Here is a 25,284-nt window from a genome sequence, read left to right as displayed (position 1 = left end):
GTGCGGGCGGATTGTCTTGGAAACTTTGTGAAAATTTTGTGCAACGCATATTTGGTCACACAAAAAAGGGCCCTGAGGCCCTTTCCATATGATGATCAGTCGTTGCTCGGCTTGTTCACCGCTTGCAAGACGTACTGCGGCAGGGCAAAGGCGCCGATATGGATTTCCGGGTTGTAGTAGCGCGTCACGATACCGCTGCCGGCAAAACGCTGGCGCAGGACGTCGCGGGACAGCTTGCGATACGCGGTGTCGGTCGCGCCCCAGGCAAAGGTCATGGCGCCGCCGATGTAGGTCGGAATCGCCGCCTGATAGAAGTGCCAATCCGGGAACAGGCTGCGCAGGCGGCCGGCGGTGGTCTGGACTTCACCCAGTTGCATGAACGGCGTGCCGTTCTGGGTGACCAGGATCCCGCCTTCATTCAGGCAGCGATGGCAGGCCTGGTAGAAGTTTTCCGAGAACAGGACTTCACCCGGACCGATCGGGTCGGTGGAGTCGGAGATGATCACGTCGAACTTCTCTTCGGTGGTGGCGACGAAGCGCATACCGTCGTCGATCACCAGGTTCAGGCGTGGATCATCGAACGCACCCTTGGAGTGGTTGGGCAGGAACTCTTTGCACATTTCGACCACGGTGCCGTCGATCTCGACCATGGTGATGTGTTCGATACCGCGATGCTTGGTCACTTCACGCAACATGCCGCCATCACCGCCGCCGATGATCAGCACGCGCTTGGCCGTGCCGTGGGCGAGGATCGGCACGTGGGTCAGCATCTCGTGGTAGATGTACTCGTCAGCCTCGGTGGTCTGGATCACCCCGTCCAACGCCATGACCCGGCCCATGCGCGGGTTTTCGAAAATCACCAGGTGCTGGTGCTCGGTGCGCACTTCGTGGAGCATTTTTTCAACGCGAAAACGCTGGCCGTAGCCTTCGTAGAGGGTTTCCAGGTATTCGCTGGTCTTGGTGCTGCTCATGGGTAAGTCCCCCGATAAATGCTGGTGGCAACGGACGGTTACCCGCCCATGATGGTCGGATGCCGACACCTGCGTGTGGGCATTCAACCAAGGAAAGGCGCGCATTCTACGTCGCCGAACATGACAGGTCGAACCTTCTGGTTCGACTTTCATGCCCGGCCCGGGCCACGGCATCGATCACCCGGCAGCCGTTGCCGGGGCTCGGGGGCTGTTACACCCGCAGGGGGTCAGATCCGCACGTTGCCTCGCGGCCCGGCGATCGCCCAGATAATCAGGCCCAGCACCGGCAACAGGATGATCAGCAGCACCCAGATGATTTTCATCCCGGTTTCTGCGCTACTTTTCAGAACGTTGATGATCGCCCAGATATCCAGCGCCAGAATAATCAGGCCGATAAGGCCATTGAAGGTGGATCCCATGGTGTTGCTCCCAAGTGATGGATTGCACCCTTAGGATAGCCGCGCCGGGCCAGGGTTCCGTTTTATTGCGCAGAACGCCGGTTTTAAACGTGAATCGCGACTTTGAGCGCTTCCAGGGACGGCGCAGCGGCGATCCCTACCTCGGCGCACAACTCCAGGACCCGTGGCACGTCGTTGCCGTACACCAGCACCAGTTGCAGCTCGTCATCCAACAGTTGGCTGAAGTTCATCAGCACATAACCGCCGTTTTCCGGGTTCATGCTGGCCATCTGGATCTGGATGCGGTTGAGGGCGGTCAACGCCTCGGTCTTCGCCAGTTGCTTGGGCTTGATGTTGAAGGTCACGCCCGGGCCGAACGAGTCGACGATCTGGGCGAACAGGTCGACATAGGTATCGGCCTGGAACAGCACGGTGTCCGGCAGGCTGCCGACCACCACCCACTCACCCAGCGGGATCGGGAAAGTATCGTCGTAGTTGATGTCCGGGTTGGCCGCCAGAAACGCTTCGGGGTCGGCGTAGGCTTGTGCCGCGTCGGTGGCGATTTGCTCGATTTCAGCGTCGCCCATGCACCCGGAGCTGATTTTGCCGATGAGTTCGATTAGGGCGGTTTTCATGGGTGCATCCTGAAGGCGAGTGATTTTTTCGGGCGCGCAGGATAGCGCAAAGGCCCGGATGCGGCGAGGGTGTTGCGCCCTCGCCCTCCGCTGCGGTCAGCCCAGCAGGCGCTCAAGCTGGGCGATCGTGTCCTTGGCGCCCATGGTCTTGGCCGCCTCCAGCGCACTCACGCCATTGGCGTCGCGGCCCTTGGGGTCGGCGCCCTGGCTGATCAGGTAATCGACGATCTCGGTGCGGTTGAACATCGCCGCCATCATCAGCGCGGTACGGCCGTCGAAGGACGAACCTTCGACCTCGGCGCCGCCCTCGACCAACGCCTTGACCACCGCCAGGTCGCCCTTGAACGCCGCGCCGGCAATCGGGCTCTGCCCGTTATCGTTGCGAATCTCCGGGTCGGCCTTGTGTTTGAGCAGCACTTGCACCGCGTCCAGGTGGCCGTGGTAGCTGGCGAGCATCAGCAAGGTGTCGCCCTTGTGGTTGCGCAGGTTGATCGGCAGGCCGTTGCTCACCAACCTGTCGAGCATCAATGCGTCACCCTGGCGGGCCACGTTGAACACCTGCTCGGCAAACTCCTCAGCTTCTTCCTGGGTCATCTGGCGGCTGTTGTCTGTCATCGGAAACTCCACATTCGGCAAATTGCAAAGGCGCTAGTTTCCTTAAGCCGCCCCGGCCCTGTCACCCCTTTTTTCTCAAGAGCGGCCATAGCCAGAATCAATAACGGAATTTGCCCGCCTGGATATCCAGCACCGTCTGTTCGGTCACCTGCACATAGGTATCCGAGCCTGGCAGCCAGGCATAGATCGGGTCGTCACCGGTCTTGGCAGGGTCGAAGGCTTCTTCCTTGAGCCGGGTTTTCTGGTATTTGAAAGTGCCGGTGGTTTCCATCTTGACCTTCACCCGCAGGAACAGCGGCACGGCATACGCCGGCATCTGCTCCCGGGCAAATTGCAGCAGATCGCGAAAGTCCAGGGTCGCCAGGGACTCGGCCGGGGTGATCGCCGCCATTCCGGCGCGGCCGTTGGTGTTGTGCACGTGCACCCCGTAGGCCACGGCCTCGGCGATATGGGGGTGTTGCAGGAAGATATTCTCGACCTCGGTGGTGGACACGTTTTCGCCCTTCCAGCGATAGGTATCGCCCAGGCGGTCGACGAATTGCGCATGGCCAAACCCGATATCGCGCAGCAGGTCGCCGGTGTTGAAGTAGCGATCGCCCTTCTCGAACACATCGCACAGCGTGACCTTGCGGTTTTTCTCCGGCTCGGTGTAGCCGTCCAGAGGCGCCTTGTCATCGATCTTCGCCAACAGCAGGCCCTGGCCGCCCTTGGCGACCTTCTGCATGAACCCGGCACTGTTGCGGATCGGTTCCCCCGTGTCGTGGGCGTACTCCACCAAGGCCCAGGACGCCAGGGAAAACCCAATGGTGTTGTTGAAGTTGAGCACGTTGGTGAAACCGATATTGCCGTCGCTGGCGGCGTACAGCTCGCAGATATGCCCGACGCCGAAACGTTGCTTGAACTCGGCCCAGACGCCCGGGCGCAGGCCGTTGCCGATCATCTTCAACACCGGGTTGTCGCCGTCCCGGGGGCTGGGCGGCTGATCGATCAGGTAGCGGCAGAGTTCGCCGACATAACCCAGGGTGGTGGCATTGAATTGCCGCACGTCATCCCAGAACCGGCTGGCACTGAACTTGCGCCGGATGGCAAACCCCGAGGCGCCGACAATGGCCGAACCCCAGCACACACAAAGCCCGGTAGCGTGGTACAGCGGCAAGGTGCAATAGACCACGTCTTCGGGCTGCATATTCAGGGCGATGGTGCCGAAGCTAGCGGAGGTGCGCATCCAGCGTCCGTGCTTGAAGATCCCGGCCTTGGGCAGGCCGGTGGTGCCGGAGGTATAGATGTAGAAACATGGGTCATCGAGGTAGATCTGCTGGGTGCTCGGCGGATTGCTCGATGGCGAATCGGCGCTGGCGCTGATCAGGTTGATAAAGCCCTCGGGCGCCTCGCCCGGATCGACAAAGGTCTGTTGATCGGCAACGAACCAGGTCCGCTGCGGGTCGATCATCAACTGTGGGCGAACCGCTGAATAGGCCGCCACCAACTCGCCACCGACCACAATCGCTGCCGGCTTGACCAGATTCAGGCTGTGCGCGAGCACGCCCTGGGTCTGCGCCGTATTGAGCATCGCGCAGATGCCACCCAGCTTGGCCACCGCCAGCACCGTCACCAGCAGTTCCGGGCGGTTCTCGATAAAGATCGCCACCACATCGCCCTTGCCCAGGCCCTGTTGCTGCAGGTAATGAGTGATGCGGTTGGCCCATTGGTTGACCTGTGTATAAGTCAGCCGCTGGTTGCCATAGAGCAGCGCCGCGCCATCGGGATTGCGCTCTGTTGCCTGTTCAAAGGTCCAGCCCAGGCCGCAGGCTTGATCAGGTTTTTCGACGTTGGCTGCTTTCATGCCCTTGAGCACCCGGGGCAACGCCCGGGCAATGGACGGCAACTTACGAATCATCATGCCCCAGGTGATCATGTCGCTTTGATTGCTGTTCATGGATCCCATCCTGTTTCTTATTATTCGGTCGCGCGGACCTGGCAATCCGCCGCTCATGACTGTCCCTGTCGTGATTAACCGGCACTACTCGGCAACTCCCGTAAACAGCTGGCACAACGCTTGGCCACGACAGCCGTGAGGCAGCGTTGCAGGCTGAAAAGTACGTCAGCCGTTCTCGGACTGTACACGTGGTTTTTGCAAAGTTTTGTATCCCTCGGCAACGCCTGCCCTGCGGGGGGAATGGCCGACCGCGAGTCTGAACCATGGAATTTTCAGGTCGGTGCCAGGGTCACAGCGGTAGCCGGATCGAGCGCCGGGGCCGGCCCGAACCACGCAAAATGCAGGATGCACGATGGCCATTCATGCAATATGCACGAAAAAGAAAAATCGGATAATTTATAAGCTATTGATTTTAATAGAGTTTTACTAAAAACAAATACTGGCACAATCACTGCACCTATCACTCCACGCTTGCCATTCAAGAGCTAACGGAGCTGATAGACATGAGCCTGATCCAAGAAAAATTTTCGTCGCTGTTCTCCAACTTCGAAGTCACCACTCAGCCACGTCCAGACGGCGGCATCCTGCTCACATTGCGCAACAGCGAAGGCCGACAGTTCAAACGGTCGATCTCCTACGCGCAACTGCATGCCGGTGATCAGTTGTCCTGGGTGATCAGTGCGATTCGTCGCGACCTGGCCGAACAAGCCAGCGAGTTGCCACAGATTTCCATGCTGCAAAGCCAGAATCGCTTCGCCCTGCCGACCTATCACTCCGTTTGAGTGAAGCCCGCGCCACCCTTCAGGCCGTGCCAGCCTTGCGCTGACACGGCCTGACTGGTTTTAGAAGCTGGCCGGATCGATATCGGCAAAGCTCGTTACGTTCAGATGCCCCAGCAGTTCCCCGCCGTCGCGCACCAGGCCACAGGTGGCCATGCCGGCGGCTTTGGCTGCGTCCAGTTCCTGGACGATGTCCGACAGGAACAGCACCTGCGCCGCCGGGCAAGCCATGGCCTGGCTGATGCGGCGGTAGGATTGCTCCTCGCGCTTGGGCCCTGACGTGGTGTCGAAATACCCGCTGAACAGCCCAGACAAATCCCCGGCATCCGAACAGCCGAAGATCAGCTTCTGCGCCTGGATCGAGCCGGACGAGTAGACAAACAACTCATAACCTTGCTGATGCCAGCGTTGCAGCGCTTGAACCGCGTCGGGGTAGACATGCCCCTTGAGCTGACCGGCCTGATAGCCCTGCTCCCAGACCATGCCCTGCAATGCCTTGAGCGGCGTGGCCTTGCGGTCTTCGGCGATCCAGCCCAGCAGGATCTCGATCACCCGCTCCACATCCGCCGCCGCCTCGCCGCTGTCCTGGCGCACCGCCTGCAACTGCTCGGCCACATCTGCGCGGGTGGCGTGCTGGCGGACAAAGTCGGGCAAATGCCTGGCGGCGTAGGGAAACAGCACATCAAACACGAAACTCACCGCGCTGGTGGTGCCTTCAATGTCGGTCAGAATGGCCTTGATCGGCATCCGCTCAATCCTCCAGGCGTGGGAAACGGCTGGCGATGTCTTCGCCAGTAAACTTGGCAACCCAGCCCTCGGGGTTGTTGAACAGGCGAATCGCGACAAAGTGCGGGTGCTCGCCCATGTCGAACCAGTGCGGGGTGCCGGCCGGCACCGAGATCAGGTCGTTTTTCTCGCACAGCACCGCGTACACATAGTCATCGATGTGCAGGGTAAACAGCCCACGACCGGCGACGAAGAACCGCACTTCGTCCTCACCATGCCGATGCTCGTCGAGGAACTTGGCGCGCAATTCGGCTTTTTGCGGGTGATCGCTGTTGAGGCTGATGACATCGACAGTGATGTAACCGCGCTCGGCCATCAGGCGATCGATCTGCACCTGGTAGGCGGCAATCACTTCTTCCTGGCTGGCGCCCGGCTCGATCTTGCTGGCAGCTTGCCAGCGATCGAAACGCACGCCCTGCTCGGCCAGGGTCGAAGCGATATCGTCGAAATGGGTCAGGACCTTGTTTGGCAGGTCCGGGCTGGATACGTGGTAAACGGACAGGCTGCTCATAATGGCAACTCCTAGGTCTTCGCCCCGCCTTCCGGCTTTTACACACCGGTCAGGCGAGGCACTTCATCAGGCGATGGCTACTTCGGTCGAAGAAAGCCTTGACGGTTTAACGGTTCAGGATCGCGCGGGTCTTCAACTCGCATTCGAACAGAAACTCAAAAGCCTCGATCTGGCGCAGCGCGTCACTCATGCGTGCGCCCCAGGTGTACAGGCCATGGCCACGAATCAGGTAGCCGACGCAATCCGGGTGGGCTTCCAGCCAGGGCTGGACCTTGGCCGCCAGGCGCGCAATGTCCTGATCATTGTCGAAAATCGGTACCCGTACCCGCGACTCGTGGGTCGAGACGCCGCTGAAGGCTTTCTGCAATTCGTAGTCTTCGAACTCGATCACGGTCCCCGGGGTCAGCCGCGAGAGCACTGTGGCGTTCACCGAATGGGTGTGCAATACCGCACCGATCTGCGGGCGCCAACTGTAGAGCTGGGTGTGCAGCAGGGTTTCCGCCGACGGTTTCTTCCCCGGCTCCAGGCTGTTGCCGGCCAGGTCGGTGGCCAACACATCGTCCAGCCCCAACTGCCCTTTATGCTTGCCAGAGACCGTGAGCAAAGCCTCGGTCGGCGACAGGCGGGCCGAATAGTTGCTGCTGGTGGCCGGCGACCAGCCGCGGCCATAAAGAAAGCGCCCGGCATCGATGATTTCCTGGGCGAGCTGTTCACGGGTAAGGCTCATGGCCTGTCCTCTTGCATACGTGTGGCAATGATAACGGCAGCAGCCAAAGCTGCGACGCTGGCAATACTAAAGGTCAACACGGGCCCCAGGGCATTCCAGCTGTACCCGGAATACAAGGCCCCCATGGCCCCGCCGGCACCGGCCAGGGCGGCATACAGCGCCTGGCCCTGGCCCTGCTGACGGGCACCGAAACTACGTTGCACGAAATGAATGGCAGCCGCATGAAAGCTGCCGAATGTCGCCGCGTGCAGCACCTGGGCCAGCAACAAGACCCCGAGGTACTCGGCAAACTCCCCCAGCAGCAGCCAGCGCAAGGCCGCCAGCAGCACACTCGCCAGCAGCACCCGGCGTACTGAAAAGCGCGCCAGGATCCGGCTCATGGCCAGGAACATCAGCACTTCGGCCACCACCCCCAGTGCCCACAACAGGCCGATCAACCCACGGCTGTAACCGAGTCGCTCCAGGTGCAACGTGAGGAAGGTGTTATACGGGCCATGGCTCAACTGCATCAAGGCCACGCACAGATAAAACGCCAGGACGCCCGGCGCCCGCAGTTGCTTGAGAAACCCCGAACCGGCCGGGCTGCTGCCCTGGGTCGCAGGCTGGGCATTGGGCACCCAGGCGCTGCTGAGCACGATTCCGGCCATGATCACCACCAGCGTCACCGGGTAGATATCCAGGCTCAGCCATTCGAACAGGCGACCGATGATGACCACCGCCAGGATAAAACCGATCGAGCCCCAGAGGCGGATCTGGCTGTAGCGCGCGGTCTGGCCCCGCAGATGGGCCAGGGTGATGACTTCGAACTGGGGCAGCACCGCGTGCCAGAAGAAGGCGTGCAAGGCCATGACCATCGCCAGCCAGGCGTAGGTCTTGCTGATGAAAATCAGCGAAAAACTCAGCAGCGTGCAGATCGCGCCAAAACGCACGATGGCCAGGCGCCGCCCGCTGTAGTCCCCCAGCCAGCCCCAGATATTGGGCGCCACGCAGCGCATGAGCATGGGGATGGCCACCAGCTCGCCAATGCGTGCACTGGAAAACCCCAGGTGGTGGAAATACAGCGCAAGAAACGGCGCGGTCGACCCCAGCAAGGCGAAATAGAACAGGTAGAAACTGGAGAGCCGCCAGTACGGGAGCGCCGCCACGGCGTTCAGACCGTGGCGACTGGCAGGACCACCATTACAACTGGCCCAGCACCGGCGTGCTGACGCGCACGTCGGCATTCTGCCCGCGGTGACGCAGCAGGTGATCCATGAGCACGATGGCCATCATCGCCTCGGCGATCGGTGTAGCGCGAATCCCGACGCACGGGTCGTGACGGCCTTTGGTGATGACGTCCACCGGATTGCCGTCAACGTCGATGGAACGGCCCGCCGTGGTGATGCTGGAGGTTGGCTTGAGTGCCAGGTGGGCCACGATCGGCTGCCCCGAAGAAATCCCGCCGAGGATGCCGCCGGCGTTGTTGCTGAGGAAACCTTGCGGGGTCAGTTCGTCACGGTGTTCGGTGCCGCGCTGGGCGACGCTGGCAAAGCCGGCGCCGATCTCCACGCCCTTGACCGCATTGATGCTCATCAGCGCATGGGCCAGCTCGGCGTCCAGGCGATCGAAAATCGGCTCGCCCAGGCCCGGCATCACGCCTTCGGCGACGACCGTGATCTTGGCGCCGACCGAATCCTGGTCGCGGCGCAGCTGGTCCATATAAGCCTCAAGCTCCGGCACTTTGTCCGGGTCGGGGCTGAAAAAGGCGTTGTCTTCCACCGAGTCCCAGGTCTTGAACGGGATCTCGATGGGGCCCAGCTGGCTCATGTAGCCGCGGACCACAATGCCCTGGGTGGCCAGGAACTTCTTGGCGATGGCGCCGGCCGCGACGCGCATGGCGGTTTCCCGCGCCGAACTGCGGCCGCCGCCACGGTAGTCGCGTACGCCGTATTTATGGTGGTAGGTGTAGTCGGCGTGGGCGGGGCGAAACAGGTCCTTGATCGCCGAGTAATCCTTGGACTTCTGGTCGGTATTGCGGATCAGCAGACCGATGGCGCAACCCGTGGTCTTGCCTTCGAACACCCCGGAAAGGATCTCGACCTCATCGGGCTCCTGCCGCTGGGTGGTGTGGCGGCTGGTGCCGGGCTTGCGCCGGTCCAGGTCACGTTGCAGATCGTCCAGCGACAGCTCGAGGCCCGGCGGGCAGCCGTCGACAATGGCGACCAACGCCGGACCATGGCTTTCGCCCGCGGTGGTGACAGTGAACAGCTTGCCGTAGGTATTGCCGGACATGCGGGGAGCTCCGTGAAATCAGCCGAAATAACTCAATCAGGATTACTGAGCGCGCCAGTATACGCAGGCTATCGGACTAGTTCATCCTCGAACCTTATCCGTACCGGGAAGTCCAACCGGCACCTTATCCATGATGGCGTGATGATGCTGCGAGTTCTCCTCTTGAGCCTTACCCTGTTCACCGGCCTGGTCCAGGCTGCCGTATTGCAACGCCCGATCAGCCTGGACACCGGCCACGGCGAACTCTATGGCTCGCTGCTGCTGCCCAAATCCGAGCAGCCGGTGCCGGTGGTGCTGATCATCTCCGGCTCCGGCCCCACCGATCGCGACGGCAACAACCCGGACGGCGGGCGCAATGACAGCCTCAAGCGCCTGGCCTGGGTGCTGGCCAAGCACAACATCGCCAGCGTGCGCTACGACAAGCGCGGGGTCGCCGCCAGCCTGGCCGCGACCCCGGACGAACGCAACCTGACCCTCGACGCCTACGTGTCGGACGCCGTGGCCTGGGGCCAGAAGCTCAAGGCCGACTCGCGCCTGGGCCCGCTGATCGTGCTTGGCCACAGTGAAGGCGCGCTGATTGCCACCCTCGCCGCGCCGCAACTGGATGCGGCGGCGGTCATTTCGGTGTCCGGCACCGCGCGCCCGGTCGACCAGGTACTGCGCCAGCAACTGAGCTACCGTCTGCCACCCGCGCTGATGCTGCGCGCCAACGAACTGCTGGACAGCCTCAAGGCTGGCCGGGTGGACGAAGACGTGCCGCCGCAGCTGCAGGTGATCTTCCGCCCCAGCGTCCAGCCCTACCTGATCACCCTGTTCCGGGAAGACCCGTCCGCCGCCTTTGCCAGACTGAAAATGCCGGCACTGATCATTCAGGGCAGCAACGACATTCAGGTTGGCGTCGGCGATGCGCAAATGCTCAAGGCGGCCAAGCCGGATGCACAGTTGGCGCTGATCGAGGGCATGAACCACGTGATGCGGATCGTGCCCAACGACATCAAGCGTCAGTTGGCCTCCTACAAGGATCCGCAACTGCCACTGGCCGCCGAGTTGGGAACGAAAATTCTCGGATTTATTGACGGACTTCACATCCGTTAACGCGTTTTCGCCCTCCAGTCCTGAAAAAAACGGCCGATAAGCCTTTGCCGGCCGCTTACTTTCCGTCGGCAAGCAGCGCTTGGACAGGACCTCGCCGTTATGACTGAAACCCCGAATTCAACCGACACCGAACTCGACAAACCCGCCCCGGAGGCGGTCGAGCGGCCGTGGGCGGATGTGCATGCCGAGCACCATAAGATGCTCCGCCTGGCACCGCTGCAGACTGATCGCACCACCGGTGGGCGGCCTTTGCGTTTTGTGGAGTTCGGTTATGCCGAGCGCAGCAACAAAGAGCACAGCTTGCTGCGCATGAGTGTTTCGTTGCCCGGGCAACGGGTACGCAAGGAACAGAATCATCTGGATCTGTGGGTCGACCATGCCACCCACAGCGTCACGTTCCAGCCGGAAAGCGGCTTGCAGCTCGAACCGTCAAACCGTGGGATTGGGCGCTTCCTGCTGGCCCAGGCGGCGATCTGGGCGCAGAAGAAGTGGTCGCACTATCGGATCGAAGGCTTTGACCTGGCGAACAAGGATGCGCTGAACGAGGACACGCGCCTGCGCCGCGACCACGTGTTGCGCACCCAGGGCTTTGATGTGGTCTACGCCGATGCCCAGCACTTGAAGGGCAGCGTGAAGGCGGTGCAGGTCGGCGAGCTGCTGGACAAGTGGAACACGGAGAAGCTGCAGTTCGTGGAAATCCTCGAAGCCGCGCAGATGCTCCAGCAAGCCGAACAGAACCTCGAAGAGCTGGAAGGCAAACTGCGCAAGCAGGACGAAAAGGTCAGCAAGTACAAACGCGAAGATACCGGGCTGCGCTTTACCATCAGTTGCCTGGTGGCCTTTGCGGTGTTCCAGGCCGGGCTGCTGATCTGGATCGCCACCCACCGCTGAACAGCCGTGTCGTCACGCAAAAGCCCGCCATCGAGCGGGCTTTTTCATGCATCAGACGCGGGAGGCAAACAGCGCCTGATGCGCTCGGCACTGCTCGGCGGTCAGCATGAACACGCCATGGCCGCCGCGCGCGAAGTCGAGCCAGGCGAAGTCGACTTCCGGGTACAGCGCATCGACATGCACCTGGCTGTTACCGACCTCGACGATCAGCAAGCCCTTCTCGGTCAGGTGCTCGCCGGCCTCGGCCAGCATGCGTCGCACCAGGTTCAGGCCGTCTTCACCACAAGCCAGGCCCAGCGCTGGTTCGTGCTGATACTCATCGGGCATGTCGGCAAAATCTTCGGCGTCGACATAGGGCGGGTTGGACACGATCAGGTCGAAACGCTGCCCCGGCAGTCCGTCAAACCCATCGCCCTGCACGGTGAACACACGTTCATCGACGCCATGGCGCTCGATGTTCTGATTGGCCACTTCGAGGGCTTCGAACGACAGGTCGGCGAGTACCACTTCGGCACTCTGGAATTCGTAGGCACAGGCAATGCCGATACAGCCGGACCCGGTGCACAGATCGAGAATCCGCGCTGGCTCGCTGCCCAACCAGGGCGCAAAGCGTTTTTCGATCAGCTCGCCAATCGGCGAACGTGGGATCAGCACGCGCTCGTCGACAATGAACGACAAGCCACAGAACCAGGCCTCACCCAACAGGTAGGCGGTGGGGATTCGCTCTTCGATCCGACGCTTGAGCAGCCGTTGCAGGTTGACCAGCTCATCGTCCTCCAGCGCGCAATCCAGATAACTGTCGGCGATTTCCCACGGCAGATGCAGGGCTCCGAGTACCAACTGGCGGGCTTCATCCCAGGCATTGTCGGTCCCATGGCCGAAAAAAAGATCCTCCCCATGAAAACGGCTGACAGCCCAGCGGATGTGGTCGCGCAAGGTGCGCAGGCGGGAAGTGATCACGGGCAGACTCCTGAAAAAACGACTGGCAATTCTAGCAGCCTAAACGCTCCCCGACGACGCTTGAAAAAAACCGCCACTGGAGCCGTTTTACGTCGTCCGGCGCCATTGCACGCGGCCCTTGACACGGCTGTAAGCCAACAACGGCGCACCTTACGTTAGTAGCGATTCACAGAAGCGCTCTGCCAGAGGACAATGACGCAAAAGCCCCACTCACAGGAGCCCCAGAATGTCTGTTCCAAAGACGATGTTTCAACTCAGCGGTCGTGGTTACGCAGCGGCCAATCTGAGCCACGCGACCCTGGTGATCATCGACGCCCAGAAAGAATATTTGAACGGCCCGCTGGCGCTGTCCGGCATGTCGGCGGCCGTCGCCAACATTCAGCAACTAGTGGCCGCTGCCCGCGCCGCCGGTCGGCCTGTGGTGCATGTGCGTCACCTGGGCACCGTCGGCGGCCTGTTCGACCCGCAAGGCGAACGGGGCGAGTTCATCCCCGGCCTCGAACCCCAGGGTGACGAAACCATCATCGGCAAGCTGCTGCCCAGTGCCTTCCATGGCACCGACCTGGAAAAACGCCTGCAGAACCTCGGCTCGCTCGACCTGATCGTCGCCGGCTTCATGAGCCACTCCAGCGTCAGCACCACCGTGCGCGCGGCCAAGAACCTCGGCTTTCGCTGCACGTTAGTGGAAGACGCCTGCGCCACCCGCGACCTGCCCTACAAGGGCGGCATCCTCAGCGCCGAAACCGTGCAGCAGACCGAAATGGCAATCATGGCCGACAACTTCGCCACCCTGGCGCAGACCAAAGATTTGATTTGATCCCTCCTCAGATGAGCGGCTGGTGGGCCGCTCATCCGTAATAACCTGTCATTGGCGCCAATTGCCTTAGCCTCAGGAACAACCCGCGCATCTCCCGGTCGAAGGGCCGATACCCATTGAGGAAGGTCGGAATGAAGATATCCGATGGTTTTGACGCACGCCGACTACGGCCCAAAGGCCCGCGGAACTGGCGATTGCGCTTGGGCGCGGCATTCTCTGCATTGCTGGCGACCTTCGGTGTGCTGCTGGCAATGGCGGGCGCTGCCAGCCTGCTCGGACGCCCTCCGGCACTCGGCGAGTTGAATGCGAGCCCAGCGGGCTCGGCGGTGATTCTGGTGGTGGGCCTGTTGTTGCTGTACGCCGGTGTCTGGCTCTGGCGTCGCTGCCGGCGTCGCATGCGCCAACCGCAGACACTGAACATCGCCCCGCACCTGATGAAAAAACATGACTGAATCGACGGGCCCGTGTTTTGTCGCGCCGCTGGCGTCGAGTTGGGTAAACTAGCCGCCCTTCGCGGAGGCTGACATGCAAGACGACGATTTTTCCCTGTTCAAAAGCGAGATCCGCGGCGTAAAGCCGATCAAGCATGATCGCGCCGATACCGGCAAACCCAAGTCCGACCGGGCGCAGATTGCGACATTGCGCCAGGCCGCGACCGTGCGCAACGACGCCACGACCGTGGATGGCCTGTCCGACCAGTTCGTCATCGACGTGGGCCCGGAAGACGAGTTGATGTGGGCCCGCGACGGGGTTCAGGAAAGCCAGATGCGCAAGCTGAAGGTTGGCCAGATCCCGTTCGAAGGCAGCCTCGACCTGCACGGCATGACCGTGGAGAAAGCCCGGGAAACCCTGTGGGCCTTTCTCGCCGAAGCCACCAAATTCGAAATCCGCTGCGTGCGCGTGACCCACGGCAAGGCCGTGCGCCTGGACGGCAAGCGGCCGATGATCAAAAGCCACGTCAACACCTGGTTGCGCCAGCATTCGCAAGTGCTCGGCTTCACCTCGTGCCAGGCCAGGCATGGCGGTGCCGGAGCCGTTTACGTCATGCTCAAACGCACCATGATGGAAGGTCGCGACGAATAAAGCCGATGTTGCGTGCTTGCAGCGTCGTGTCCGCCACCGTACCCTTGCCCTTTGCGTAAAATCCCACAGGTAGTTTCATGTCCCTGGAACAGAATTACACCGCGATCCTCGGCCAACTGGGCGAGGACGTCTCCCGCGAGGGCCTGCTCGACACGCCCAAGCGTGCCGCCAAAGCCATGCAGTACCTCTGCCGCGGTTATGAACAAACGCTGGAAGAAGTCACCAACGGTGCCTTGTTCAGCTCCGACAACAGCGAAATGGTGCTGGTCAAGGACATCGAGCTTTACTCGCTGTGCGAACACCACCTGCTGCCTTTCATCGGCAAGGCCCACGTCGCTTATATTCCGAGTGGCAAGGTCCTGGGCCTGTCGAAGGTCGCGCGCATTGTCGATATGTATGCCCGCCGCCTGCAGATCCAGGAAAACCTCAGCCGGCAGATCGCCGACGCCGTCCAGCAAGTGACGGGCGCCCTGGGCGTGGCTGTGGTGATCGAGGCCAAGCACATGTGCATGATGATGCGCGGTGTCGAGAAACAGAACTCGTCCATGATCACCTCGGTGATGCTCGGCGAGTTCCGTGAAAACGCGGCTACCCGCAGCGAGTTTCTCAGCCTGATCAAGTAATACCGAACACAGAAAAACCGGCGTTCATCGCCGGTTTTTTTTCGCCTGGGCAAAATCAGGTAAGCTGCCGCCCCTTCATTCATGGGCAAGAGGCTGTAATTTTGATTGTCAAAGCGCTCCGAGTCGGCCTGGGCCAACTCATCATCCTCATCGACTTCATCACCCGCCCGCGCAAGCAGCAGCGCCCTGCCGCCGCCCAGGCCCAGGTCGATCAGGCCGCCAAAGACCTGACCCTGTACCAGTTCCATGCCTGCCCGTTCTGCGTGAAAACCCGCCGTACCCTGCGCCGCCTGAACGTGCCGGTGGCCCTGCGTGATGCGAAGAACAACGAACAGGACCGCCAGACCCTGCTGGAACAGGGCGGCAAGATCAAAGTCCCGTGCCTGCGCATCGAAGAAAACGGCCAGACCACCTGGATGTACGAATCCAAAGTGATCATCGATTACCTCGACAAACGCTTCCAGGCGGCTTGAGGTCGCCAACCCCGGGGCTGCTCAGCCCCGGTCCGGCGGTCGCGCGGGGTCAGTCAAACATCCCGATATACCCCGGCTGGCTTTGTACGCGCTGGATCCAGGCCTGGATCGCCGGGTAGCGAACCAGGTCGAAACCACCCTCATCGGCCACGTGGGTGTAGGCATACAACGCAATATCGGCAATCGAGAACTGCTCGCCCACCAGATAGGGCGTGCGACTCAGTTGCTGTTCCATCACGTCCAACGCCTTGTAGCCGCGTTTTTGCAGTTTTTCGTATTCATGCTGCCGCTCTGCCGGCAAGCCCTGGTACAGCTGGATAAAACGCGCCACGGCGATGTAGGGCTCGTGACTGTATTGCTCGAAAAACTGCCATTGCAGGACCTGGGTGCGCAATCTCGGCTCGCTGGGCAGGAACCGGCTGCCATCGGCCAGGAAATTGAGGATCGCATTGGACTCCCACAAGCAGGTGCCATCCTCAAGTTCCAGCACCGGAATCTTGCCGTTGGGGTTCTTGGCCAGAAAGGCCTCGGTCTGGGTGTCGCCGCTGAGGATATCCACCGCCTGCCAGGCATAGGGCAACCCCAGCAGGTGCAGCATCAGTTTGATCTTGTAGCAGTTGCCTGAACGATAATCGCCGTAAACCTTGTACATGGCCCTCCCCTTAGGCTGCTTGTGCAGCCTGTGCTTGACGTACTACGGCGGCCAACCGCTTGAGACCTTCGTCCAGCCGCGCTGGATCGATATGACTGAAATTCAACCGCAGATGACCTGGATTGCGGTCCGGCTCGGAAAAGAACGGCTCGCCAGGCATAAAGGCCACGTCCTGTTCCAGCGCCGGCTTGAGCAAGGTGCGGGTGTCCAGGGGCTGTTTCAAGCTCAGCCAGAAAAACAGTCCGCCCTGAGGCACCTGCCAATCTGCCAGATCCGCGAAATGAGTCTGCAGCGCGACCTGGAACGCATCGCGGCGCACCCGGTAAAACGCACGCAACTCGTGCAGGTGCTGCTGGAATTTTTCGCTGCCAAGCCATTGCATGGCCTGCCACTGGCCAACACGGTTGGTGTGCAGGTCGGCTGACTGTTTCAGGCGCAGCAGGTGCGGGAACAGGTCCGGGCTGGCGATCAGGTAACCCACGCGTAACCCGGGGAGCAAGGTCTTGGACACGGTGCCGGTGTAGATCCAGCTGGCGTTTTTCAGGCGGCTGACGATAGGGGTGGCGCTGCCGCCGTCAAAGGTCAGCTCGCGATAGGGTTCGTCTTCGATCAGGGTCACGCCGAATTCATCGAGCAACGCCGCCACCGCATCGCGCTTGGCTTCGCTGTAGCGCACCGCCGACGGGTTCTGGAAAGTCGGGATCAGGTAGATAAACGCCGGCCGGTGTTTTTCCAGGCGCGCGCGCAATGACCCAAGATCCGGTCCGTCCGCCTCCAGGGGCACGGTGATGCAGTCGGCGCCGAACAGCTGGAAGATCTGCAGCGCCGCCAGGTAAGTCGGCGCTTCGAGCATGATCTCGGTGCCCTTGTCGATGTACAGCTTGGCCGCCAGGTCCAGGGTCTGCTGGGAGCCACTGACCACCAGCACCTGGCTCGCTTCACACGGCACTCCAAGAGCCCGGGCCTCGGCGGCGAGGATCTCCCGCAGCTGCGGTTCGCCTTCGCTCATGCCGTATTGGCCCATGGACAGCGGCATGTCGTCCCACTCGATCTTCGGCAGCATCACCTCGGCCGGCAGCCCGCCGGCAAACGACATCACTTCCGGGCGTTGGGCTGCGGCAAGGATTTCACGGATCAGGGAGCTTTTAAGGCGAGAGACACGTTCGGAGAAGGCCATGGGGATCACCGCTAGCGAAGGCTGAAGGAAATACGTCAAACTGCTTGACCGAAATTACGCCGAGCCGGGTAGATACGTCAATATGCTTGACCTTAAAAACCAGACCACGCAGCAAGACGCCATGGAAGCGTTTTTCTTCGGCTACCAGGCGTTCACCGCCAAGGCCGACGAAATGCTCGAACGCCGAGGCCTGAGCCGGGTGCACCAGCGCATTGTGTTTTTTATCGCCCGCTACCCGGGGCTGAGCGTGAAAGAACTGCTCACCGCCCTGGGCGTGAGCAAGCAGGCGCTGAACATTCCATTGCGCCAATTGATGGAAATGCACCTGGTCAGCAGCGTTGCGTCCGAAGCCGACAAGCGCAAACGCCTGCTCGAATTGAGCGAAGACGGCGTACGTTTTGAACAGTCATTGCGCCGGGAGCAGGTAAAACTGCTGCAACGCGCCTTTGCCGAAGCCGGCGAGGCCGCCGTGAATGGTTGGCTGGCCGTGAACAAGGCGCTGGGCGAAAACCGCTGATCCCCTCCCCCGGGCCAGATCTGGCCCCAGAAAACGATTGCACGGTTGCCGATACAGGCCGCGCCGCCTGGCGGCCTTGCGTCACCCTTTGGCGCATATAGCCGTTGTGCCAGAGTTTTCGAATACAATATAGAAAACATTATTTGCTTTCTTTGTATACAAACGCATAATTCGCTCCGTGCGAGTTCCTGACCTTTCAGTCAACAAAACCCGCCAGCCTTGCCTGCCTCAAAGAGCCGCTGCCCACCCTCGCGTGTCCGGTTCTGGAAATAACAATAAAACTCTTGAGGAGTACTCGCTGTGGAAAGCCGCAAATCCGAAGCCCCTACGCTCGACCTCTCGCCGCCGCTGCGCCATGGCTGGCTGGAGCGCATCTTCAAACTCAAGTTGCATGGCACCACGGTCAAGACTGAGTTGATTGCCGGCCTGACGACCTTCATCACCATGGCCTACATCATCTTCGTCAACCCCAACATCATGGCCGACGCCGGCATCGACCATGGCGCGGCGTTCGTGGCGACCTGTATCGCCGCCGCCCTCGGTTGCCTGCTGATGGGGTTGTACGCCAACTGGCCGGTGGGTCTGGCGCCGGGCATGGGCCTCAATGCGTTTTTCACCTACACCGTGGTCGGCACCATGGGTTACACCTGGGAAACCGCGCTGGGCGCCGTATTTATCTCGGGCGTGCTGTTCATGATCCTGACCCTTTCCCGGGTGCGTGAATGGCTGCTCAATAGCATTCCGGTGAGCCTGCGTTATGCCATGGGCGCCGGGGTCGGTCTGTTCCTCGGGCTGATCGGCCTAAAAACCGCAGGCATTGTCGTCGATAGCCCGGCCACCCTGATCAAGCTCGGTTCGTTGCGCGAACCCGGCCCATTGCTGGCAGCGATCTGCTTTCTGATGATCGCCGTACTCAGCTACCACCGGGTGTTCGGCGCGATCCTGATCAGCATCATCGCCGTGACCGCAGCCGGCTGGGGCCTGGACCTGGTGCATTACAACGGCATTCTCTCGACCCCGCCGAGCCTGGCCCCGACCTGGATGGCGATGGACATCGCCGGGGTGTTCAACGTCAGCATGATCAGCGTGGTCCTGGCTTTTCTGTTTGTGCACATGTTCGACACCGCCGGCACCCTGATGGGCGTGGCCCAACGCGCCGGGCTGGTCAACGCCGATGGCCGGATCGAAAACCTCTCCCGGGCCCTCAAGGCCGACAGCGCGTCCAGCGTGTTCGGGGCCATGGTCGGGGTGCCGCCGGTAACCAGCTACGTCGAAAGCGCCGCGGGGGTTGCCGCTGGTGGTCGGACTGGTCTTACCGCGGTCACCGTCGGCGTGCTATTTATCGCTGCCATGTTCTTTGCACCGCTGGCCGGCATGATTCCCGCTTATGCCACCGCCGGCGCATTGATTTACGTGGCGATGCTGATGATGGGCGGCATGGCCCATATCAATTGGGATGAAGCCACGGACAGCATTCCGGCGATAGTCACGGCAATCATGATGCCGCTGACGTTCTCGGTGGCCGATGGCATCGCCCTGGGCTTTATCACCTATGTGGTGCTGAAGGCCGGCACCGGCAAGCACAAGGAAATTTCCGTCAGCCTGTACGTGCTGTGTGCGATCTTTATCGCCAAGTTCATTTTCTTGTAGGCGACACCGGTTTTAACCGCCTCACCCCGTCGGGTGGGGCTTTTGTGCATTGGGAGGAAAGTGATGAGTGTGGAAACCTGGCTGCTGTTCAGCGGCGCGGCGCTGGTGGTAATCCTGATTCCGGGGCCCTTGTCGTTGCTGATGATCAGCAACAGCTTGAACTACGGCTTGCGCCGTTCGTACCCGGCGTTTCTCGGCGGGGTGTTCGCTTCGATCTGCCTGCTGAGCGCTTCGGCGCTGGGCCTGGGCGCGCTGCTGCTGGCCTCTGAACAGCTGTTCAGCGCCCTGAAAATCGTCGGCGCGGTGTACCTGTTCTACCTCGCCTGGCAGAGCTGGCAACAATCGCGGCAGCCTGCCCAGGGGGCGCATGTGCCCGAAGCTGCACCGACCCCGCGCTTTCGTGCACTGTTTGGGCGCGCATTCGTCCTGGGGGCGAGCAATCCCAAGGACATCCTGTTCTTCGCCGCCTTCCTGCCGCAGTTTCTCAGCGCCGAGCAGCCGTTCCTGCCACAGCTGTTGATCATGATCGCCACCTGGACCGTGCTCGACCTGCTGTGCAAGCTGGCCTACGGCCTTGGCGCACACGGTGCCGCGCGCTATCTGCGCAGCGGCAAGGGCCAGAGCTGGTTCAACCGCATCAGCGCCGGGTTGTTCGGTGGCGCCGGTGCGGCATCACTGCTGAGCCGCTGAGGGCAACGCCGGCGAGCCGCCTCCTGCGGGAGGCGGTTGCCGGCAACGCTTTGCAGCAGACGAAAAAAAGCCCGCAGTGTGAGCGGGCGAAAGACCAAAGAAGCTATTTGCGCAGGATTCTTGGGGGAGCCTCCTAGCTTCCTCTGTAGGTCGAATAGCTGTAGGGCGAAATCAGCAGTGGCACGTGGTAATGGTCCTGCTCGGCCGAGATCCCGAAGCGCAGCACCACCACATCGAGGAACGCCGGCTCAGGCAGCTGAACGCCACGGGCGCGGTAGTAGTCCCCGGCGTGGAATTGCAGTTGATAAACCCCGGAACGGTAGTCATCACCTCGCAGCAAGGGAGCATCGCAACGGCCGTCACTGTTGGTCAGGGCGCTGGCGACCAGCTCCAGCTGAGCACCCTCGACCCGGTACAGTTCAACCTTGATTGCGCTGCCAGGGCAGCCATGTGCGGCATCCAAAACGTGTGTAGTCAAACGTCCCATTGATTGTGCGTGGCTGGCGCGCTTCAAGCACCCAGACCTCGCGCCTCCCGGAGTCAGTTAATAAGGAGGCCGCACCCTTTCAGGGCATGAAAAAAATGCGGCGAGCGACTGATTAAGACATTTTTCAAAAAAATTGTACACAATAAAAATCACAAATTAAGTCATCTAACGGCCATCAAGCCTTTAACCACCGTCCGGCGGGCACGCCATGGAAATAGAAGGTTTATTGTCGATTAGCTGACCAGTCAGGCAGGTTTCTTGCAGTGTCACCCTGCACCGGAAACCGATGAAAAATGCAAAAATTCAGGCTTACAATGTGATTACAGTTTTGTATACAATCATTCCATCGCAGTGACGCCAGCCTGGCTTTTGTATTTCAGGCCACGCCACGCCACCGTTATCACGCACAAGAAGGAAGACTGCAGTGAGCGCTGACTACCCACGCGACCTGATCGGTTACGGCCCCAACCCACCTCATCCTCACTGGCCGGGTAATGCCCGGATTGCCCTGTCCTTCGTGCTCAATTACGAAGAAGGCGGCGAACGCAACATCCTGCACGGCGACAAAGAGTCGGAAGCCTTCCTCTCGGAAATGGTTTCGGCGCAACCGCTGCAGGGCGAACGCAACATGAGCATGGAGTCGCTGTACGAGTATGGCAGCCGTGCCGGCGTGTGGCGGATTCTCAAGCTGTTCAAGGAATTCGACATCCCCCTGACCGTCTTCGCCGTGGCCATGGCCGCCCAGCGCCACCCGGATGTGATCCGCGCCATGGTCGATGCCGGCCACGAGATCTGCAGCCATGGCTACCGCTGGATCGACTACCAGTACATGGATGAAGCCCAGGAACGCGAGCACATGCTCGAAGCGATCCGCATCCTCACCGAAATCACCGGTGAACGCCCTCTGGGCTGGTACACCGGCCGCACCGGTCCCAATACCCGGCGCCTGGTGATGGAGGAAGGAGGCTTCCTCTATGACTGCGACACCTACGACGATGACCTGCCGTACTGGGAGCCGAACAATCCTACCGGCAAGCCGCACCTGGTGATCCCCTACACCCTCGATACCAACGACATGCGCTTCACCCAGGTCCAGGGTTTCAACAAGGGCGATGACTTTTTCGAGTACCTCAAGGACGCCTTTGACGTGCTGTATGCCGAAGGCAGCGACGCGCCGAAGATGCTCTCCATCGGCCTGCACTGCCGCCTGATCGGTCGCCCGGCCCGCCTTGCAGCGCTCAAGCGTTTTATCGAATACGCGAAAAGCCACGAACAGGTCTGGTTCAGCCGTCGAGTCGACATTGCCCGCCACTGGCAAGCCACCCACCCTTATCAAGGGGCCGCGCAATGAGCCACTTCAAGACCCTCAAGCCCTCGACCTTGAGCCGCGACGCCTTCGTCCAAGCCTTCGCCGACATTTATGAACATTCGCCATGGGTGGCCGAAAAGGCCTTCGACCTGGGCCAGGACCCTTCGCTCGACGAGATCGAAACCCTGCACCAGCGCATGAGCGACATCCTGTTGAGCGCCGATCATGCCAGCCAGCTGGCACTGATCAACGCTCACCCGGACCTGGCCGGCCGTGCCGCCGTCCAGGGCCAACTGACCGAAGCCAGCACCAACGAACAAGCGGGCGCCGGTATTCACCAATGCACGGCCGAAGAGTTTTCTCGCTTCACCGAGCTGAACGATGCCTACAAGGCCAAGTTCAAGTTTCCCTTCATCATGGCGGTAAAAGGCAGCAACCGGCATCAGATCCTCGCGGCGTTCGAAACGCGCATTCACAACTCGGTGGACACCGAATTCAAATGCGCGCTGGCGGAGATCAACAAGATAGCCCTGTTCCGTTTACTGACCCTATAGCGACCTTAGCCCGAGAGACCCACCACGTACGCGACGGTTTCCCAGGGCTCTGCAAGCATCCCCAGCCACTTTATTAAAGGCAGACAAGAAGAATGAAAGCTTACGCCGTACCTTTCGAGAAGTTCGTCAACCTGGCCGATGCCCGCCTGGGCACCAAGATCATTTCGGTGACCGATGACTGGTTCGCCGATGCCAACCGGATGTTCCAGCCGACTCCGGCCGTATGGAAGGAGGGCGTTTTCGATGACAACGGCAAGTGGATGGACGGCTGGGAGTCGCGCCGCAAGCGCTTCGAAGGCTACGACAGCGCAGTGATCCGCCTGGGCGTGCCAGGTTCGATCAAGGGCGTGGACATTGACACTTCATTCTTCACCGGCAACTTCCCGCCTTCGGCGTCCCTGGAAGCCTGCTTCCTGGCCTCCGGCGAGCCCAATGAAAACACCCAGTGGGTGGAAGTGCTGTCGGCCGTCGAGCTGCAAGGCAACAGCCACCACTACCACGAGATCAGCAACGACCAGGCCTTCAGCCACCTGCGCTTCAATATCTACCCGGACGGTGGCGTGGCTCGCCTGCGGGTGTACGGCATTCCGTTCCGCGACTGGTCGGCGATTGGTGACAACGAACAGGTCGACCTGGCCTCGGCCCTCAACGGTGGCCGCGCCCTGGCATGCTCCGATGAACACTTCGGCCGTATCAGCAACCTGCTCAACCCGGGGCGCGGGATCAACATGGGCGATGGCTGGGAAACCGCACGTCGCCGTACCCCAGGCAACGACTGGGTCATCGTCGCCCTAGGCCACGCCGGCGAAGTCGAGAAAATCGTCGTCGACACCCTGCACTTCAAGGGCAACTACCCGGACAGCTGCTCGATCCAGGGTGCCTTTGTCAAAGGCGGCACCGACAGCCAGATCGAGACCCAGTCGCTGTTCTGGCGTGAACTGCTGCCGAGCCAGAAGCTGGAGATGCACGCCGAACACACCTTCGCCGAGCAGATCAAGGCCCTGGGCCCGATCACTCATATCCGCCTGAACATCTTCCCGGACGGTGGCGTCAGCCGCCTGCGGATTTTGGGCAAGGTCGCTAAATAAGCAGTACACGTGGGGAGAGAGCTTGCTCCCTCCCCACCCAAGCAGAACAAACAACACAGAATTCGGATAAGAGACAGCCATGCGCACACTGATGATCGAACCCCTGACCAAAGAAGCCTTCGCCCCCTTCGGTGACGTGATTGAAACCGACGGCAGCGACCACTTCATGATCAACAACGGTTCGACCATGCGCTTTCACAAACTGGCGACGGTCGAAACCGCTACGCCGGAAGACAACGCGATCATCAGCATCTTCCGCGCCGACGCGCAGGACATGCCGCTGACCGTGTGCATGCTGGAGCGTCACCCGCTGGGCAGCCAGGCTTTCATCCCGCTGCTCGGCAACCCCTTTCTGATCGTGGTCGCGCCACTTGGCGATGAACCTGTATCGGGCTTGGTCCGCGCCTTTGTCAGTAATGGCAGGCAGGGCATTAATTACCATCGCGGCGTTTGGCACCACCCGGTGCTGACGATCGAAAAGCGGGATGACTTCCTGGTGGTTGATCGCAGTGGCACAGGCAATAACTGCGATGAGCATTTTTTCAAAGAGGATGAGCGTTTGATCCTCGCCCCCCACCAATAAGAGAAGGTCTGATCACCCGACAACAAGGGTGACAGGCGAGAGGTAAAGACTGTGGAAGCACATCTGTTGGAATGGCTCAACCTGAGCGTGCGTTGGGTACACATGATCACCGGCGTGGCCTGGATCGGCGCATCGTTCTACTTCGTCTGGTTGGAAAACAACCTCAACCGCGTCAACCCCAAGGATGGACTGGCCGGCGACCTGTGGGCGATCCACGGCGGCGGTATCTACCACCTGGAAAAATACAAACTGGCCCCACCGACCATGCCGGACAACCTGCACTGGTTCAAATGGGAGGCCTACTTCACCTGGATGTCGGGGATCGCGCTGCTGTGCGTGGTGTTCTACTCCAACCCCACGCTGTACCTGCTGGCACCGGGCAGCGGCCTGAGCGGCCCTGAAGGCGTGGCCATCGGGATCGGCTCGCTGTTCATCGGCTGGTTCGTCTACTCCTTCCTCTGCGACTCGGCCCTGGGCAAGCGCCCTGCCCTGCTCGGACTGATCCTGTTTGTGCTGCTGATTGCGGCCGCCTACGGCTTCAGCAAGGTATTCAGCGGTCGCGGTGCGTACCTGCATGTCGGCGCCATCATCGGCACCATCATGGTCGGGAACGTGTTCCGCATCATCATGCCGGCCCAGCGCGCACTGGTCGCCGCCATCGCGGAAAACCGCACCCCCGACCCGGCACTGCCGGCCAAGGGCCTGCTGCGCTCGCGCCACAACAACTACTTCACCCTGCCGGTGCTGTTCATCATGATCAGCAACCACTTCCCGAGCACCTACGGCAGCTCGTACAACTGGCTGATCCTGGCTGGGATCGCGGTATTAACCCCCGCCACAACAGCCACAAGTTTGCCTGGACCCTGCCCGTGGCAGCCCTGGGCATGATTTGCCTGGCATACGTCACCGGTCCGGCGACCGCCCCGACCGCCGCACCGGTGGCCAAGGCCGCGGGCCAGATCGACTACCAGCCCCTGCCGGAAACCGCCCTGGGCGGTGGTGCCAA

Annotated in this window: 29 protein-coding genes and 1 pseudogene; 16 read left to right on the top strand and 14 right to left on the bottom strand. The window is 61.1% G+C overall.

Annotation, left to right across the window (positions count from 1 at the left end; genetic code table 11):
• Positions 1 to 95: 95 nt before the first annotated feature.
• From speE to CF161_RS25975, 5 genes are all read right to left on the bottom strand, one after another.
• Positions 96 to 971, bottom strand: coding sequence for a polyamine aminopropyltransferase (gene speE, locus CF161_RS25995; RefSeq protein WP_020299610.1), 876 nt, complete (start codon positions 969 to 971; stop codon positions 96 to 98).
• 227 nt (positions 972 to 1,198) lie between these two features.
• Entirely contained in the window at positions 1,199 to 1,390 is a 192-nt protein-coding gene (locus tag CF161_RS25990; protein WP_020299609.1) for a PLDc N-terminal domain-containing protein, read from the bottom strand.
• Positions 1,391 to 1,473: 83 nt separating this feature from the next.
• On the bottom strand, positions 1,474 to 2,004 hold the full coding sequence (locus CF161_RS25985) for a hypothetical protein (protein ID WP_020299608.1): 531 nt from the start codon (positions 2,002 to 2,004) through the stop codon (positions 1,474 to 1,476).
• A 96-nt stretch (positions 2,005 to 2,100) separates the two neighbouring features.
• The gene (locus CF161_RS25980) at positions 2,101 to 2,619 is read right to left on the bottom strand and encodes an ankyrin repeat domain-containing protein (RefSeq protein ID WP_020299607.1); all 519 of its coding nucleotides are present in this window, start codon (positions 2,617 to 2,619) and stop codon (positions 2,101 to 2,103) included.
• Positions 2,620 to 2,716: 97 nt separating this feature from the next.
• The gene (locus tag CF161_RS25975) at positions 2,717 to 4,555 is read right to left on the bottom strand and encodes a long-chain-acyl-CoA synthetase (RefSeq protein WP_020299606.1); all 1,839 of its coding nucleotides are present in this window, start codon (positions 4,553 to 4,555) and stop codon (positions 2,717 to 2,719) included.
• A 503-nt stretch (positions 4,556 to 5,058) separates the two neighbouring features.
• Here CF161_RS25975 and CF161_RS25970 point away from each other — a divergent pair.
• Positions 5,059 to 5,337, top strand: a complete 279-nt coding sequence (locus tag CF161_RS25970) for a DUF3509 domain-containing protein (protein WP_020299605.1) — start codon at positions 5,059 to 5,061, stop codon at positions 5,335 to 5,337.
• A gap of 60 nt (positions 5,338 to 5,397) precedes the next feature.
• On the opposite strand, the gene mtnC is transcribed toward CF161_RS25970, so the two are convergent.
• The 5 genes from mtnC to aroC all read right to left on the bottom strand — a co-directional run bounded on the left by mtnC (position 5,398) and on the right by aroC (position 9,629).
• Complete coding sequence (gene mtnC, locus CF161_RS25965) at positions 5,398 to 6,081, bottom strand: acireductone synthase (RefSeq protein ID WP_020299604.1); 684 nt, start codon at positions 6,079 to 6,081, stop codon at positions 5,398 to 5,400.
• 4 nt (positions 6,082 to 6,085) lie between these two features.
• Complete coding sequence (locus CF161_RS25960; RefSeq protein ID WP_020299603.1) at positions 6,086 to 6,631, bottom strand: acireductone dioxygenase; 546 nt, start codon at positions 6,629 to 6,631, stop codon at positions 6,086 to 6,088.
• A gap of 106 nt (positions 6,632 to 6,737) precedes the next feature.
• Entirely contained in the window at positions 6,738 to 7,358 is a 621-nt protein-coding gene (locus CF161_RS25955; RefSeq protein WP_020299602.1) for a methylthioribulose 1-phosphate dehydratase, read from the bottom strand.
• Positions 7,355 to 8,503, bottom strand: coding sequence for an MFS transporter (locus CF161_RS25950; RefSeq protein ID WP_020299601.1), 1,149 nt, complete (start codon positions 8,501 to 8,503; stop codon positions 7,355 to 7,357). Before CF161_RS25950 ends, CF161_RS25955 begins: the two co-directional genes overlap by 4 nt.
• Before the next feature lie 34 nt (positions 8,504 to 8,537).
• Positions 8,538 to 9,629 carry a chorismate synthase gene (aroC, locus tag CF161_RS25945; RefSeq protein ID WP_020299600.1) on the bottom strand — a complete coding sequence of 364 codons (1,092 nt, stop codon included), beginning with the start codon at positions 9,627 to 9,629 and terminating at the stop codon, positions 8,538 to 8,540.
• Positions 9,630 to 9,770: 141 nt separating this feature from the next.
• Here aroC and CF161_RS25940 point away from each other — a divergent pair, with 141 nt between their 5' ends.
• Both CF161_RS25940 and CF161_RS25935 read left to right on the top strand, forming a co-directional pair.
• On the top strand, positions 9,771 to 10,724 hold the full coding sequence (locus CF161_RS25940; protein WP_020299599.1) for an alpha/beta hydrolase: 954 nt from the start codon (positions 9,771 to 9,773) through the stop codon (positions 10,722 to 10,724).
• A gap of 99 nt (positions 10,725 to 10,823) precedes the next feature.
• Positions 10,824 to 11,615, top strand: coding sequence for a hypothetical protein (locus CF161_RS25935; protein WP_020299598.1), 792 nt, complete (start codon positions 10,824 to 10,826; stop codon positions 11,613 to 11,615).
• Positions 11,616 to 11,666: 51 nt separating this feature from the next.
• Here the strand turns inward: CF161_RS25935 and prmB are convergent, their stop codons facing one another.
• A complete protein-coding gene (gene prmB / locus CF161_RS25930) occupies positions 11,667 to 12,575 on the bottom strand; it encodes a 50S ribosomal protein L3 N(5)-glutamine methyltransferase (RefSeq protein ID WP_020299597.1) in 909 nt (302 codons plus the stop codon).
• A 226-nt stretch (positions 12,576 to 12,801) separates the two neighbouring features.
• On the opposite strand from prmB, the gene CF161_RS25925 reads away from it, so the two are divergent.
• From CF161_RS25925 to CF161_RS25905, 5 genes are all read left to right on the top strand, one after another.
• Positions 12,802 to 13,392: a cysteine hydrolase family protein gene (locus CF161_RS25925; RefSeq protein WP_020299596.1), complete on the top strand. Its 591-nt coding sequence runs from the start codon at positions 12,802 to 12,804 to the stop codon at positions 13,390 to 13,392.
• Positions 13,393 to 13,523: 131 nt separating this feature from the next.
• The gene (locus CF161_RS25920; protein ID WP_043230410.1) at positions 13,524 to 13,844 is read left to right on the top strand and encodes a hypothetical protein; all 321 of its coding nucleotides are present in this window, start codon (positions 13,524 to 13,526) and stop codon (positions 13,842 to 13,844) included.
• Between the two features lie 73 nt (positions 13,845 to 13,917).
• Positions 13,918 to 14,475, top strand: coding sequence for a Smr/MutS family protein (locus CF161_RS25915; protein WP_020299594.1), 558 nt, complete (start codon positions 13,918 to 13,920; stop codon positions 14,473 to 14,475).
• Positions 14,476 to 14,552: 77 nt separating this feature from the next.
• Positions 14,553 to 15,098, top strand: a complete 546-nt coding sequence (gene folE, locus CF161_RS25910) for a GTP cyclohydrolase I FolE (protein ID WP_003204506.1) — start codon at positions 14,553 to 14,555, stop codon at positions 15,096 to 15,098.
• A gap of 101 nt (positions 15,099 to 15,199) precedes the next feature.
• Entirely contained in the window at positions 15,200 to 15,571 is a 372-nt protein-coding gene (locus tag CF161_RS25905) for a glutathione S-transferase N-terminal domain-containing protein (RefSeq protein ID WP_020299593.1), read from the top strand.
• A gap of 49 nt (positions 15,572 to 15,620) precedes the next feature.
• On the opposite strand, the gene CF161_RS25900 is transcribed toward CF161_RS25905, so the two are convergent.
• Positions 15,621 to 16,223 (bottom strand): glutathione S-transferase family protein, encoded by a 603-nt coding sequence (locus tag CF161_RS25900; RefSeq protein ID WP_020299592.1) that lies wholly within the window; start codon positions 16,221 to 16,223, stop codon positions 15,621 to 15,623.
• Between the two features lie 10 nt (positions 16,224 to 16,233).
• A complete protein-coding gene (locus CF161_RS25895) occupies positions 16,234 to 17,400 on the bottom strand; it encodes a PLP-dependent aminotransferase family protein (RefSeq protein ID WP_020299591.1) in 1,167 nt (388 codons plus the stop codon).
• A gap of 82 nt (positions 17,401 to 17,482) precedes the next feature.
• Here CF161_RS25895 and CF161_RS25890 point away from each other — a divergent pair, with 82 nt between their 5' ends.
• From CF161_RS25890 to CF161_RS25880, 3 genes are all read left to right on the top strand, one after another.
• Positions 17,483 to 17,917, top strand: coding sequence for a MarR family winged helix-turn-helix transcriptional regulator (locus CF161_RS25890; protein WP_020299590.1), 435 nt, complete (start codon positions 17,483 to 17,485; stop codon positions 17,915 to 17,917).
• A gap of 300 nt (positions 17,918 to 18,217) precedes the next feature.
• Positions 18,218 to 19,567: an NCS2 family permease gene (locus CF161_RS25885; RefSeq protein ID WP_020299589.1), complete on the top strand. Its 1,350-nt coding sequence runs from the start codon at positions 18,218 to 18,220 to the stop codon at positions 19,565 to 19,567.
• Between the two features lie 63 nt (positions 19,568 to 19,630).
• The gene (locus CF161_RS25880) at positions 19,631 to 20,257 is read left to right on the top strand and encodes a LysE family translocator (protein WP_020299588.1); all 627 of its coding nucleotides are present in this window, start codon (positions 19,631 to 19,633) and stop codon (positions 20,255 to 20,257) included.
• 133 nt (positions 20,258 to 20,390) lie between these two features.
• On the opposite strand, the gene uraH is transcribed toward CF161_RS25880, so the two are convergent.
• A complete protein-coding gene (gene uraH, locus CF161_RS25875; RefSeq protein WP_020299587.1) occupies positions 20,391 to 20,744 on the bottom strand; it encodes a hydroxyisourate hydrolase in 354 nt (117 codons plus the stop codon).
• A 424-nt stretch (positions 20,745 to 21,168) separates the two neighbouring features.
• Here uraH and puuE point away from each other — a divergent pair, with 424 nt between their 5' ends.
• The 5 genes and pseudogenes from puuE to CF161_RS25850 form a co-directional block, all read left to right on the top strand.
• Entirely contained in the window at positions 21,169 to 22,095 is a 927-nt protein-coding gene (gene puuE, locus CF161_RS25870) for an allantoinase PuuE (protein ID WP_020299586.1), read from the top strand.
• Positions 22,092 to 22,607, top strand: coding sequence for a 2-oxo-4-hydroxy-4-carboxy-5-ureidoimidazoline decarboxylase (uraD, locus tag CF161_RS25865; RefSeq protein ID WP_020299585.1), 516 nt, complete (start codon positions 22,092 to 22,094; stop codon positions 22,605 to 22,607). Before puuE ends, uraD begins: the two co-directional genes overlap by 4 nt.
• Before the next feature lie 92 nt (positions 22,608 to 22,699).
• Positions 22,700 to 23,695 (top strand): allantoicase, encoded by a 996-nt coding sequence (gene alc, locus CF161_RS25860; RefSeq protein WP_020299584.1) that lies wholly within the window; start codon positions 22,700 to 22,702, stop codon positions 23,693 to 23,695.
• Between the two features lie 79 nt (positions 23,696 to 23,774).
• The gene (locus tag CF161_RS25855; protein WP_020299583.1) at positions 23,775 to 24,278 is read left to right on the top strand and encodes an ureidoglycolate lyase; all 504 of its coding nucleotides are present in this window, start codon (positions 23,775 to 23,777) and stop codon (positions 24,276 to 24,278) included.
• 51 nt (positions 24,279 to 24,329) lie between these two features.
• Positions 24,330 to 25,284: pseudogene (locus CF161_RS25850) on the top strand (urate hydroxylase PuuD); the annotation flags it as partial.

It is taken from the genome of Pseudomonas sp. CF161 (genome assembly GCF_000416215.1).
Classification (GTDB): domain Bacteria; phylum Pseudomonadota; class Gammaproteobacteria; order Pseudomonadales; family Pseudomonadaceae; genus Aquipseudomonas.
This window is presented reverse-complemented; position numbering and strand designations above follow the sequence as displayed.

Coding starts and splice junctions, on each gene's coding strand:
- CF161_RS25960 (WP_020299603.1), bottom strand. CDS start 6,631: ATGAGCAGCCTGTCCGTTTACCACGTATCCAGCCCGGACCTGCCAAAC.
- speE (WP_020299610.1), bottom strand. CDS start 971: ATGAGCAGCACCAAGACCAGCGAATACCTGGAAACCCTCTACGAAGGC.
- CF161_RS25990 (WP_020299609.1), bottom strand. CDS start 1,390: ATGGGATCCACCTTCAATGGCCTTATCGGCCTGATTATTCTGGCGCTG.
- alc (WP_020299584.1), top strand. CDS start 22,700: ATGAAAGCTTACGCCGTACCTTTCGAGAAGTTCGTCAACCTGGCCGAT.
- uraD (WP_020299585.1), top strand. CDS start 22,092: ATGAGCCACTTCAAGACCCTCAAGCCCTCGACCTTGAGCCGCGACGCC.
- mtnC (WP_020299604.1), bottom strand. CDS start 6,081: ATGCCGATCAAGGCCATTCTGACCGACATTGAAGGCACCACCAGCGCG.
- CF161_RS25880 (WP_020299588.1), top strand. CDS start 19,631: ATGAGTGTGGAAACCTGGCTGCTGTTCAGCGGCGCGGCGCTGGTGGTA.
- CF161_RS25985 (WP_020299608.1), bottom strand. CDS start 2,004: ATGAAAACCGCCCTAATCGAACTCATCGGCAAAATCAGCTCCGGGTGC.
- CF161_RS25970 (WP_020299605.1), top strand. CDS start 5,059: ATGAGCCTGATCCAAGAAAAATTTTCGTCGCTGTTCTCCAACTTCGAA.
- CF161_RS25955 (WP_020299602.1), bottom strand. CDS start 7,358: ATGAGCCTTACCCGTGAACAGCTCGCCCAGGAAATCATCGATGCCGGG.
- CF161_RS25890 (WP_020299590.1), top strand. CDS start 17,483: ATGCTTGACCTTAAAAACCAGACCACGCAGCAAGACGCCATGGAAGCG.
- CF161_RS25920 (WP_043230410.1), top strand. CDS start 13,524: ATGAAGATATCCGATGGTTTTGACGCACGCCGACTACGGCCCAAAGGC.
- CF161_RS25915 (WP_020299594.1), top strand. CDS start 13,918: ATGCAAGACGACGATTTTTCCCTGTTCAAAAGCGAGATCCGCGGCGTA.
- CF161_RS25900 (WP_020299592.1), bottom strand. CDS start 16,223: ATGTACAAGGTTTACGGCGATTATCGTTCAGGCAACTGCTACAAGATC.
- CF161_RS25940 (WP_020299599.1), top strand. CDS start 9,771: ATGATGCTGCGAGTTCTCCTCTTGAGCCTTACCCTGTTCACCGGCCTG.
- folE (WP_003204506.1), top strand. CDS start 14,553: ATGTCCCTGGAACAGAATTACACCGCGATCCTCGGCCAACTGGGCGAG.
- CF161_RS25935 (WP_020299598.1), top strand. CDS start 10,824: ATGACTGAAACCCCGAATTCAACCGACACCGAACTCGACAAACCCGCC.
- CF161_RS25980 (WP_020299607.1), bottom strand. CDS start 2,619: ATGACAGACAACAGCCGCCAGATGACCCAGGAAGAAGCTGAGGAGTTT.
- CF161_RS25975 (WP_020299606.1), bottom strand. CDS start 4,555: ATGAACAGCAATCAAAGCGACATGATCACCTGGGGCATGATGATTCGT.
- CF161_RS25855 (WP_020299583.1), top strand. CDS start 23,775: ATGCGCACACTGATGATCGAACCCCTGACCAAAGAAGCCTTCGCCCCC.
- uraH (WP_020299587.1), bottom strand. CDS start 20,744: ATGGGACGTTTGACTACACACGTTTTGGATGCCGCACATGGCTGCCCT.
- CF161_RS25895 (WP_020299591.1), bottom strand. CDS start 17,400: ATGGCCTTCTCCGAACGTGTCTCTCGCCTTAAAAGCTCCCTGATCCGT.
- aroC (WP_020299600.1), bottom strand. CDS start 9,629: ATGTCCGGCAATACCTACGGCAAGCTGTTCACTGTCACCACCGCGGGC.
- CF161_RS25925 (WP_020299596.1), top strand. CDS start 12,802: ATGTCTGTTCCAAAGACGATGTTTCAACTCAGCGGTCGTGGTTACGCA.